This is a genomic window from Cellulosimicrobium sp. JZ28, assembly GCF_015327065.1.
In the GTDB taxonomy this organism is placed as follows: domain Bacteria; phylum Actinomycetota; class Actinomycetes; order Actinomycetales; family Cellulomonadaceae; genus Cellulosimicrobium; species Cellulosimicrobium funkei.
Window position 1 is genome coordinate 2,179,335 of record NZ_CP017660.1, and the last position, 11,646, is coordinate 2,190,980.

The 11,646-nt window shown below is 73.3% G+C and carries 5 protein-coding genes; 2 read left to right on the top strand and 3 right to left on the bottom strand.

What is annotated here, in order from left to right; translation table 11 throughout:
* Positions 1–226 precede the first annotated feature (226 nt).
* The gene (thiD, locus tag BJP59_RS10005) at positions 227–1,045 is read right to left on the bottom strand and encodes a bifunctional hydroxymethylpyrimidine kinase/phosphomethylpyrimidine kinase (RefSeq protein WP_021483778.1); all 819 of its coding nucleotides are present in this window, start codon (positions 1,043–1,045) and stop codon (positions 227–229) included.
* 129 nt (positions 1,046–1,174) lie between these two features.
* Positions 1,175–7,570, bottom strand: coding sequence for a DUF11 domain-containing protein (locus tag BJP59_RS10010; RefSeq protein ID WP_194522862.1), 6,396 nt, complete (start codon positions 7,568–7,570; stop codon positions 1,175–1,177).
* 217 nt (positions 7,571–7,787) lie between these two features.
* Between BJP59_RS10010 and BJP59_RS10015 the strand changes: the two genes are divergently transcribed.
* On the top strand, positions 7,788–8,063 hold the full coding sequence (locus BJP59_RS10015; RefSeq protein WP_194522863.1) for a ribbon-helix-helix domain-containing protein: 276 nt from the start codon (positions 7,788–7,790) through the stop codon (positions 8,061–8,063).
* Between the two features lie 957 nt (positions 8,064–9,020).
* On the opposite strand, the gene BJP59_RS10020 is transcribed toward BJP59_RS10015, so the two are convergent.
* A complete protein-coding gene (locus BJP59_RS10020; protein ID WP_194522864.1) occupies positions 9,021–9,665 on the bottom strand; it encodes a DUF6308 family protein in 645 nt (214 codons plus the stop codon).
* 437 nt (positions 9,666–10,102) lie between these two features.
* On the opposite strand from BJP59_RS10020, the gene BJP59_RS10025 reads away from it, so the two are divergent.
* Positions 10,103–11,593 carry a GH32 C-terminal domain-containing protein gene (locus BJP59_RS10025; RefSeq protein ID WP_194520841.1) on the top strand — a complete coding sequence of 497 codons (1,491 nt, stop codon included), beginning with the start codon at positions 10,103–10,105 and terminating at the stop codon, positions 11,591–11,593.
* Positions 11,594–11,646: the final 53 nt, after the last annotated feature.

Sequence of the window (11,646 nt, forward strand, 5' to 3'; positions counted from 1 at the left end):
CCGGCGTGACCGGTGTCGTCGGGGAGGTCGGAGACGTCGGCGGAGACCCGGTCGGGGCCGTCGGCAGCACCCGGGGACGGGGACAGTTCCGAAGGGGAGAGGTCGTTCACGGTGACGAGAGTATTCCTTGACCGTCAGGGGACGTCGAGACGTCCGAGGGGTGATCGCTGGTCGAGCACGGGTCGGCCCGGGGTCGTGAGGCGCAGCCCGGGCGCACCGCGGAAGGTCAGCGGCGCGCGCCGACCCGTACCGCGTCGAACGGCGCGTTCGAGGCCACACGGTCCTCGATGGAGGCGGTGACGACGTCCTTGGCGACGCGCGCGGCGTCGAGCACCGAGGCGCCCTTCGCGAGCTCCGCGGTGATCGCGGCGGCGAACGTGCAGCCGGCCCCGCTCACGCGCTCCTCGCCGATCTTCGGGGTGCGCAGCACGTGCACCTCGTCGCCGTCGACCAGGACGTCGACCGCGTCGGGGCCGGGCAGCTCGACGCCGCCCTTCGCGACGACGGCGCGCGGGCCGAGCGCCTGGACCTTGCGCGCCGCCTCGACGAGCTCCTCGACCGTCTCGATCGACTCGACGCCCGCGAGCGTGCGCGTCTCGAAGAGGTTGGGCGTGACGACGGTCGCGAGCGGGAGGACCTGCGCGCGCAGCGCCGTGTCGGTGTCGAGGGCGGCACCGGGCTCCTGGCCCTTGCAGATGAGGACCGGGTCGAGCACGACGTGCTCCCACGTGCGCGAGCGCAGCGACTCGGCGACGACGTCGATCGTCGCGGGCGTGCCGAGCATGCCGATCTTCACGACCGAGGGCTCGTGCGTGACCGTCGCCGCCTCGAACTGGTCGGCGATCACCTGCGGGTCCACGGGGACGAAGCGGTGGCCCCAGTCGTTCTTCGGGTCGAACGAGACGATGCACGTGAGCGTGCCGACGCCGTAGGCGCCGAGCTCCTGGAACGTCTTCAGGTCGGCCTGGATGCCGGCGCCGCCGGTGGCCTCGGAACCGGCGATGACGTAGGCGAGCGGAGGCGTGTGCGAGTCGTGGTGCGACATGGTGCTCCTCGGCACGAGTAGGACGGGGCCCGTCCTCCCGGTGGTGCCGGGAGAGGCGGGCGGACGCGCCGGCGGACCGGCGTCTCCGCGGCGGGTGCGGCACGACAGCCTAACGCCGCACCGCGGCGCTCACGCCGTCCCGCCGCCTCGCGGCCGCCGCGGCCCGAGCCCGCCCGGGCCGCGCGCGGCCCTCCCGTGCCCGCGCACGAGCAGCGTCCCGAGGCCGAGCAGGAGGGCGGCGAGCGCAGCCAGGCCGGCCGTCGTGGCGCCCGTCACGGCGAGGGCGTACGAGGGCCCCGCGGACGGCCCCGGGGCGGCCGGGTGCGAGCCCGGCACCGCACCGGCGGGCGCCTCCCCCGGGCCCGACGGCGGGAGGCCGGGACCGGGGCCGGGGCCGGGGCCGGGGCCGGGAGGAGGCGTCGCTCCGAGCAGCAGACGGACCGCCGCGGCCGCGACGTCGTTCTCCGGGACGGTGTCCGGGGCGTCGTGCGCGACCCGCGCCGTGACGACGAGGTCCGTGCCCGGCGCTCCGGTGGCGGTGCCCGTGAGGCGGTACGTCACCGCGGCGCCGGGCGGCAGGTCGCCGACGACGCACGTGAGGACCGTCGCCGCCACGACGGCGAGGGCGGCCGTGGCCGCAGGCGTGCAGCGCACCTCGGCGGTCGCGCCGTCGAAGCTCGCGACGAGCACCGCGTCGGCGTCGGTCAGGCCCGCGGGCACCTCGAGCGTGAGCACCGTGCCGGTCGTGCCCGCCGGCCCGCCGTTGCGCACGACGGCGTCGAGCTGCACGCGCTCGCCCGGTCTCGCCTGGCCCGACGGCGGGGAGAGCGTCACCGACACGTCGGTCGCCGGCGGCGCGGTCACGGTCCCGCACGCCCGGTCGTCGTTGTCGTCCGCGACCGGGTCGAGCGACCCCGAGCCGACGAGCGCGGTGTTGCAGAGCTCCTGGCCCGTCGTGCCGGCGTCCACGCCGAACGTCACGAGCACGGACGCCGACTCCCCCACATCGAGCGTCTCGAGCGGGCAGCGCACGATCTCCTCGGTGTCGCCGTCCGCGGTGCTGTACTGCTCCGGAGCCGGGCACTCCCCTCCCGCCTCGCGCACCGCCGACACGTACGACATCCCGGCGGGCACGTTGTCGGAGACGACGACGTTCTCGGCGACGGACGGGCCGTCGTTCGTCGCCGTGAGGCGCCAGGTCGCGGGCCGCCCGGCCTGCATCGGGTTCGGCTCGACGAGGGTCTTGACGACCCGCGTGTCGGAGACGTGCTGGACGGTGACCGTCTGGGCGGACTCGTTGTTGTCCAGGGCGGTCTCCGGGGTCGGCGTCGCGACGACGACGCGCGCGGGGTAGTCGCCCGCGGGCGTGTCCCCGGGGATCTGCAGGACGACGACGGACGTCGTGGCCACGCCGGGCTGGAACGGCCCGGTGGGGTCCGTGGCCGCGCAGGAGAGCACGTAGGAGAAGTCCTCCCACGCCGCGGCCTGCGGCTCGGCGGGCGGCGGGCGGTTCCAGGTGCACGTGTTGAACGGGACGTCCCAGCTCACCGGCACGAGCCCGGGCGGGAAGGTGGTCACGCCGGTCACGTCCCACGCGGCCGAGGGGCCGTTGTTGATCGTGAAGCCGGTGTAGGTGAGCTGGCCGCCCGCGGCGGGGGTCGTCGTGCTGACCGTCGAGGTGATGGCGACGTCCGCGACGCGCGCGAGGCGCACCCGCGCCGTCGCGGTGTTGTCCGCCGGCTCGGGATCCGTCGCCCCGGACGACGCGGTCGCCGTGTTCTCGACCTCCCGGGCCACGTCGGTCGACGCCGTGGTGGCCACGACCCGCGTCGCGACCGACCCGCCGACGGCGATCGCGCCGACCGAGCAGCGCACCTGCTGGCGTCCCTGCCCGTCGGTCCCGGTGACGGCGCAGCCGGGGGACGACGCGGGGTCGAGCGCGAGCCCGACCGGGAGCGTGTCCTCGACGACGGCCTGCTCGACGTCGGACGGCCCGGCGTTGACCGTGGTGAGCGTGAACCCGACGGACCCTCCGACGGGGGCGACAGGGACGCCGTCGGGGTCGATGACGGTGGTGTCCGCGACCTTGAGGAGCCGCAGGTCGGCCTGCTCGACGACGTCGACCGGCGCGGCGGCCTGCACGGACGTCGGTGCGCCCTGGAGGTCCGGGGTGGTGGACGTCGCGGTCGCGACGTTCGTGACCTGCTCGCCCTCCGCGCTGACGTCGACGAACCCGGAGACCGTCACGACGGCCGGGGCGCCGGCCGCGGGCCACGCGGCGAGCGTGCCGAGCCGGCACGTCACGCCGCCCGGGGAGACGACGCACGTGCCGTTCGTCGTGCTCGCGGCGGTGGCGACGAACCCGGGGGGCATCGGGTCCGTGAGCACGACGCCCGCCGCGTCGGCGACGCCGCCGCCCGCCGCGTCCGGCAACGACACCGTCAGCTGGTAGGCGAACGGGCGCCCCGCGACGAAGGACGGGTGCCCGTCCGCGGGGTTGGGGGTCGTGCCCACCGGCGTCTTCGCGATCCGCAGGTCGGTGCGCTCCTGCGTGACGGCGGTCGTGGCGGCGGCGAGGTTGTTGCCCTGGTCGGTCTCGGGCGTCGAGGTGAAGACGCGCGTGCGGCCCTCGTACGTCCCCGGCTCCTCGTACCCCGCGACGACGGCCTCGAGGCTCACCGGCACGCTCTGGCCGGGCGCGAGGTCGCCGACGGCGCACACGAGCTCGCCGTTGTCGAGCGAGCAGCCCGCGGGCAGCGACTCCTCGACCACGGCGGCGTCGAGGTCGACCGCCTGCCGGAACACGACGTCGCGGGCGACGGACGGGCCGTCGTTGCGCAGCGTGAACGTCACCGTGCGGCGAGACCCGGGCCCGGTGCTGCCGGGGTCGGTCGGGGTGATGGCCGCGTCCGTCACGAGGACGTCCGCCTCCGTCGTGACCGTGCTGGCGGCCGTGGCGGTGTTGTTCGAGACGACCGGGTCGGGGCTGGTGTCCTGGCTGACCACCTCGGCGGAGTTCACGAGCCGCGTCCCTGCGGCCAGACCCGGGTCGAAGGAGACCTCGACCTCGAGGACGACCGTCTCGTCGGGCGCCAGGTCGGCGGGCAGGACGCACGAGACGACGTCACCGCTGGTCGTGCAGTCCGGGGTCGCGGGAGACCCGGGGATGGTCGCGCCGACGAAGACCGCGCCGTCGGGCAGCGTGTCGCGGACGGTCGGTGCCGGCGCGACGAGCTGCTCCTCCTCCGGGTCGGGCGGGTGGTTGGTCACGGCGAGCGTGTAGACCCCCGTGCCCCCCGCCGTGACGGTGGCGGGCGCCGTCTTGGTGATGCCGAGGTCGATGTACGGCTCGCCGGTCAGCACCCACGTGGCCGTGTTGTTCGTGGTCGGCCCCTCGTCGGGCGCGGACACGGTCACCATCTCCGTGACGTCCGGCCCGCCCTCGAGGACCTCCTCGGCGGTCGTCCGGACCGTGACGGTCGCGGTGGCCCCCGCGGGCACGGGACCGAGCAGGGTGCAGGTGAGGAGCCCGTGGTCCGGGTCGCCCGGCTGCGGCGTCGCGACCTGGGAGGTGTCGCACGTCCCCGCGTCCGTCTCGACGGCGTCGAACCGCAGGGCGAGCGGCACGAGGTCGGTCACGGTGACGTCGCGCGCGGCGGAGGGCCCGGCGTTGCGCACGGTGATCGTGTAGTCCACCGGGCGGGGAGCCGCGCCGGGCAGCGAGGTCCGGTTGGCCCGCTTGGACACGGACAGGTCGAGGCTCCGCGACACCGGAGTCGTCGCGGTCGCGGTGTCGTTCGCCGGCTCGGGGTCCGCGGTGCTCGTCCGCACGGTCGCGGTGTTCGTCAGCGCGTCGCCCGCGAACGCCGGGTCGACGGTGCCCGTGACGGTGACCGTCGCGGTCGCCCCGGGCTGCGTCCCGCCGCCCGTCGCGGCGGGCAGGTCCCCGAGCTCGCACGAGAGGGTCTGGCGCCCGGGTGCCGGGGTGTCCTGCTGCACGGTGCACGTGCCGCGGTCGGTGACGGCCGACGTCACGGTGACGCCGGCCGGGACCGCGTCGGTCACGACCGTGCCGCGAGCGCCCGACGGCCCCCAGTTGTTCGCGACGACGGCGTAGGTGATCGTCGACCCCGCCACCACGCCCGTCGGGCCGGACTTGCCGAGCCGCACGTCCGCCTGCGGCGCGCTCGTGGTCACCTGCGCCGTCGCGCGGTTGTCGCTCGCGTCCGGGTCGGCGGTGGCCGCCGTCGCGGTCGCCGAGTTCCCGACGACGACCCCGCCGTCGAGCGTGGCCGCGAGCACGCCCGTGACCGTCACCGTCGCCGTCGCGCCCGCGGGCAGGGTGGCGACGGCGCACCGCACCCCCGACGCCTGCACGGCCGCGCACACCGCTCCCCCGGTCGTCCCCGTCACACCGGTCAGGGTGAGCTGGCCCGGGTCGTCGACGGCGTCGGCCAGGACGACGTCCTGCGCGTCGGACGGCCCCTTGTTCGTCACCGAGAGCGTCGAGGTGACGGTGGTCCCCGGCGCCGCCGTCGCGGGCGTCGCAGTCTTGGTCACCGCGAGGTCGGCCGCCCGGACGAGCGGCGCGGTGTCCGCCGCGGTGTTGTTCGTGAGGTCGGGGTCGAACGACGCCGTGCTCACGCTCGCGACGTTCGTCACGCTCTGCTGGGCGCTGCCCGCCGGGGTGCGCCCGCGGACCACGACGACGACCGAGGCGCCCGGCTCGAGCCGCCCGACCGCGCACACCACCTCCAGCGTGCAGGACACCCCGGGCGGCGCGTCGACGCTCTCGACGGTCGTGCCCGACGGCGCGGGGTCGCGCAGCTCCGTGGTCAGGGCCGGGTTGGGCCCGGCGTTGGAGACGGTGACCGTGCTGACGACCTCGCCGCCCGCCGTCGCCGGGTCGGGCGCGACGTCCTTCGTCACCGCCACGTCGGCCCGCGTCGTGACCACCGTGCTCGCCGGGTTGGTCGTGTACGTCGCCGCGATGCCCGTGGTCGCCGTCCGGTAGTCGAGGTCGGCGAGGTTCGTGACGGTCGTACCGCCCGCCGCGTCGTCGAGCGTGACCTGGAACGTGTACGCCGACCGGGAGGTGCCGTCGTCGGTGCAGCCGGCGCCTGAGCACGCCATGGTCCCGCCCGCGGTCGCCGAGGCGCCCGCGCCCAGACGGACCCGGACGGTGCGCCCGTCGACCTCGCCGACGTCGTCGCCCGCTCCCGCCGTCAGCGGCACGGGCGTGGCGCCCGGGAAGGGGACGAGGGCGAGCGAGCCCGGCACGAACGTCGTGCCCGGTGGCAGCACGTCCTCGGACACCACCTCGACCGCCGGGTCCTGCCCGGTGTTGGCGTAGTTGAGCGTGTACTGGAGGGTGTCGCCCGGGCGGGCCGGGTCGTTGCCCGCGAGGTTCGTCACGGTCTTGGACGACGCCGTGAACTCCGGCGCGTAGAGGTTGATCGCCATCCCCAGGACTCCCGGGTAGTAGACGTCACCGTTGCTGGAGAACGTGAAGCGGGCGCTCGTCGCCCCGTTGGGGATGGCCCCGGACGCCCCGAGGTTCTTGATGTCGAAGCCCAGCATGTTGCGGTCGGCCGGGGTGCGCGTCTGCACCGACTGGCCGTTCGCCCCGTTGGCGCTGTCGAAGAAGTTCGAGCCCGGGGAGAGCGCGGTGGCGAGCTGCGTGCTGCCCAGCCGCGTGTAGTCGCCGGTCTGGGCGAGATCGCCCTCGTAGGCCACCATCGTCAGCTGGGCGTCGACCGTCCCCGCCTCCGGGGCGAGGAACCCCGAGACCGTGACGTCCTGCGGGCTGCCCGAGCCGACGGCGTTGAACCCGTCGAAGACCGTGAGGTTGCGCAGCGGCAGGCCCGGCGCCGCGTACACGACCGTGAGGGCCCAGCCCGCGTAGCGGTCCTGGCCCGTGGCCGCCTCCACGTCCGCGCCCCAGTACTCCCCGCCGCCCGCCTGCTGCACGATCGTCGTGACGTCCGCGAAGCGCTGGTAGGCGTTGTAGCTGCTGGGGTTCGGGCCGAACTGGTCGCGCGCGGCGGTGCTCGCCGCGACCGTCCGGTACGACGCGGCGCCCGGCGTCCGCAGCCGCATCTGGTCGGCCTGCGCGGCCGAGCCGCCCTGGCCGCCCGCGCCCGCCTGGAGCCGCGCCCCCCAGTACAGGCCGGCCCACAGCACCGTCGACCCGGCCGGGAGGTCGAGCCGCGACATCGTCGAGCTGCTCGTCGACGCGTCCGCGTCCGCGTCGAGCTCGACCATCGTGAACGCGTTGTTGTCGGCGGCGGCGCCCGCCCGGGCGCGCGTGCACGAGGCCGACGGCGCGCACGTCAGCAGGTTGTTCCCGACCGTGACGACGGCACCGTTCGCGTTCGTCGCGAACTTCGCCGTGAACGGCACCGTGGGCGCGGCCGTCGCGCTCGGCGCGGACGGGACCACCAGGAGGGCCACCACCAGGCACCACAGGAGAGCCGTCGCGACGATCGACCGACGGCGGTCCGGCGCGGCTGTGCGTCGTCCCATCTCGTTCTCCGCTCGAGGGGAGTCGTGGGTCCACGCGCGACGTTACGCACGGTCACGACGCCCCGCACGGCGGGCGCAGCAGAGGGGCGGGAGGCGGGTGCGGCGGCCCGTACGTCGGTCCTTCGTCCAGCGGATCGAGCGTCGAGCGCCGACGACCGGAACGCCATCGCCCCACGGAGGAGCGACTACGTCCCGCCTTGACGTCTACGTTGTTCCGATGGACCAGGAGCAGCGCACCGTCCGCGGAACACCAGTCCCCGACGCGCAGATCTCGGCCTGGGCCGACGAGGCCGAGGCTGGATACGACCTGCCCGCCCTCCGCGTGCGTCGCCGTGGCCGCCTCGCGGCCGGCCACGGCCCGGGCAAGCCCGTCACGGTCCGCCTCGACGAGCAGACCCTGACCGCGCTCCGGGAGCGCGCCGCGCAAGAAGGTCTGTCGACAGAGTCGGAGGCGATCCGCGCCGCCGTCCGCGCCTGGGCCTACGGGGCGTGAGCATCCACGCGACGAAGGCACGCCCACAGTGCCGGGACGGCTCCAGCACGACCCGCCAACGACCGCAGGATGTCGTGCGGTCCTCACGCGGACCGATGCAGCGCGGTCCCGTGGAGCCGCAGGTCGGGAGGTGCGATGCGGACGAGTCGGTCTGCACGCCGGGAAGAGCCTGCCCCCAAAAGAGGGGGCTAGTGTGACCTGCGACGATGCGTCAAATGCGCTGGCCATGCCCGGTTTCCAAGTTGTCACTAGGTTGGTTGGGTTGCCCGATGCGAACTGGCTTGTGATGTTCTTGTGGTGTTTTTGCCCTCCCGGATCGGCGCCGCAATCGTTGCAGGTGTGGTGTCGGCGGACGTGCTGTTCAACCCGTCACGTCCTGGCGCGCAGTACGGCACCCGACTTGCGCGGCCTACTAACGACGTCGGGGCGGACTCTCTCACCGTCGTACCGTCCATCGCGGCTCGGCCCGTGTTGCACGCTGGGCGTCACCGCAAAGTCCGCCTTGACGATATGACTGCGCACGCTCACCCGCGGGCGTGCATGGCCGGTTGCCCGCACGACCCGCACCACGGTGGTGACACACTCCCTGACCGCGGCCCGTGGTCCTATCTACTGCGCGGTGCCTTTCCCAGCCAGTTCGAGCGTGGCAGCGCCGTGGGACGGCTGGCACGGCGCACCGTCCAAGAAGCGCTCGTGAGCCTGCGCGACGTCTCCCGCGATGCGCTCAGCGACGTCGACGTGGCTGGTCGGCGGCTGTTGGCCCTCGATCTCGCTCGCCCCCCTTCACGCGGGAAGTGCTGTCCTGGACTACCACTCACCGCTGTGCACCGGACGAGTCGGCGGAAACCGCTGTGACTTCGGATGTCGCCCTGCCCGTCCCGATAGCGATCGTGGTCTTGAAGGTCGGCTGCCGCAAGCGGTTGTGAGGCACGTCTGGAATCGCAGGGTCGGCGCCCGTCAGCTCCGCCAGGCGACCGCGTCGAGCAGACGCAGGTCCGTCAACCGCGCCATCGCCGCCACCTTGGGGTCGCCATCGGCGGCCAACCGTGCACGGGCGTCAGCAAGCGCGTCCGCGTTCTGCTTGTCGGTGAGGTCTTCACGGATCGACGCCCAGCAGAGGCGACGCGCACCACAGGTCGGGTGTTGGCTGGCCGCAAGGGACGCCGCGGTGGCGTATGTGGCTAGAAGACGAGAGTCGAGGATAGGGAACAACCCGGGCCGTTTGAGGTGCAGCACCTTGTGGAGCTTGGCGGCCGCAACGCCCGCCGGAGCCCCGGTACGGAAGTGCTCGTGGAGGGCGACAGCCGCGTCGTACAGTCCGTCGCGTTCATCCGGATCGGCGTTGACCAGGCTCGCACCGGTCGGCACATCACCCCACGGGGCCGTGCGGGCGCGCTCCACGAACCAAGCGCTCTGGCTGTTTGAGATGCGGCTCGCGATGATCCGCGTCCTGGCCACCTCCTGGCCCGTCAACGTCCGTGGGTCACCGACCCCGCCCAGGTCATACCTTGCGATCGTGGCGTGGTGTCGCCGCCCATACTCGGACAGCTCGGCGAACACGTCTGCAATGACAGTCCGGGCCAACGCCAATGACAGCTGCACGCCGCACACGCTCTCACACCAGGTCGCTTTCGAACCGCGAAGCCTGTGCCGGGCGTGACCAGTCCCTCTGTTGCTCACCCGACGGGTTGTGGCCCGGTTCGCTGACCAGAACGTCGGTCCGAGAGAACACTCCCAGCACGTCGTATGAGGCGGAGCTCCGGCCAGGGGAGCCCGCGAAGGTGTGAGCACGACTCTCATTCTCTTGGTCCGGCTCCCATACTTCGCCTCGCTCGATCCGGTCGTCGGCGTACCTGTGATCCAGAGACGGACCGGGGCACGCGTACGTCGCGTGGACGCATCTACGGCTCCGTGGGCTAGGCGGCATCAACGGGGCCACGAGCGACACCGTCTGCGAAGAACGATGCTCAAACGGTTGACCAACGCGAGGAACGCCCGCTACGGTGTGCGCAACCGCTTAACCACGACGATGGGTAGCAATGGACCAGCGAGGGTTCTACCAGCCGAACGGCGCCTGGGTGGGGGACGTCATCCCCTGGCAGGAGGACGGTGTCTTCCACCTCTTCTACCTGCACGAGACGCGCCGCACACCGAAGAGCGGCATGCCGTGGCACCGGGTCACCACCGAAAACCTGGTCGACTTCCACGACGCCGGAGAGGCGCTCGCCTCGGGCGGACCGTCCGCACCAGACTTCAACGTCTACACGGGCAGCATCGTCCTGGACCGTGAGGGAATCCACCACGCGTTCTACACCGGGCAGAACCCGGCCCACATGGGCGCGGACGGGCGACCGCTCCAGGTGGTCATGCACGCGACGAGCCACGACGGCATGCGGTCCTGGCAGGGCCGCCCCGAGGAGACGTTCGGCGCGACGCCCGGGTACGAGACTGGGGACTGGCGCGACCCGTTCGTGCTCTGGGACGCCGAGGCCGAGCTATGGCGCATGCTGATCACCGCCCGTCATGACCACGGGCCGGAGCGTCGGCGAGGCGTCATCGCCCAGTGCGTCTCGCGCGACCTCACCACCTGGGAGGCTGCCGCGCCGTTCTGGGATCCGCGCCGATACATCGCTCACGAGTGCCCCGAGGTGTTCCAGTGGGGTGAGTGGTGGTACCTCGTCTACTCCGAGTTCAGCGACGCCTTCACCACGCGCTACCGGATGGCCCGCAGCCTGGACGGCCCGTGGCTCGTGCCCGAGCACGACACGCTCGACGGGCGCGCGTACTACGCCGCCAAGTCCGCGGAACGCGACGGACGTCGGTTCTTCTTCGGCTGGATCGCCTCTCGCGAGGGCGGGACCGACGACGGAGCGTGGCAGTGGGCCGGCACGATGTCGGTGCTCGAGGCTGAGCAGCGGGGCGACGGCACCCTCACCTTCCATCCCACACAGGAGCAGCGCGACACATACGTCGATCCGGTCGAAGTCGTCGCCGCCGGGACGATGCTCACCGCTCCCGACGGGCACGCGAGCGTGCTCTCCCCCGAGGACGCACCGAACGCGTTCCGGCTCACCGCCCGATTCGACGTCGGCGCGGGAACCCGTGAGCTCGGTCTGCTGCTGCGCGCGAGCGTCGACGGCGACGAGGGGTACGTGCTGCGCCTCGAACCGCACCGCCAACGCCTCGTCCTCGACCGGTGGCCCCGCCAGCAGACCGGCACCGAGCAGTGGCAGATCTCCGGGGACGTCCCGTTCGCCGTCGAGCTCGAACGCCCGTGCACGATCGAACCCGGTGAGCACGAGCTCGAGGTGATCGTGGACGGCGACCTGTGCGTCGCCACCGTCGATGACGCGACCGTGCTGAGCACGCGCCTGTACGACCGGGCATACGGCCGCGTCGGAGCGTTCGTCGGGGAGGGCACCGCCACGCTGACCCGCCTCGCGCTCGCCACCCCGGCCAGCCGCCGCCCGGCACGAGAGCTCGACGACGCCACCGACCTCGGCGACGGCGTGCTCGCCACGGCGACGTAGCCCGATCCCTGACCCGCCCCCAATCCAGTTCACCGCACACCCACCGATCAACG

What these genes read in the sequence shown, in the direction of transcription:
- thiD (WP_021483778.1), bottom strand. Translation starts at nt 1,045, where the DNA reads ATGTCGCACCACGACTCGCACACGCCTCCGCTCGCCTACGTCATCGCC.
- BJP59_RS10010 (WP_194522862.1), bottom strand. Translation starts at nt 7,570, where the DNA reads ATGGGACGACGCACAGCCGCGCCGGACCGCCGTCGGTCGATCGTCGCG.
- BJP59_RS10015 (WP_194522863.1), top strand. Translation starts at nt 7,788, where the DNA reads ATGGACCAGGAGCAGCGCACCGTCCGCGGAACACCAGTCCCCGACGCG.
- BJP59_RS10025 (WP_194520841.1), top strand. Translation starts at nt 10,103, where the DNA reads ATGGACCAGCGAGGGTTCTACCAGCCGAACGGCGCCTGGGTGGGGGAC.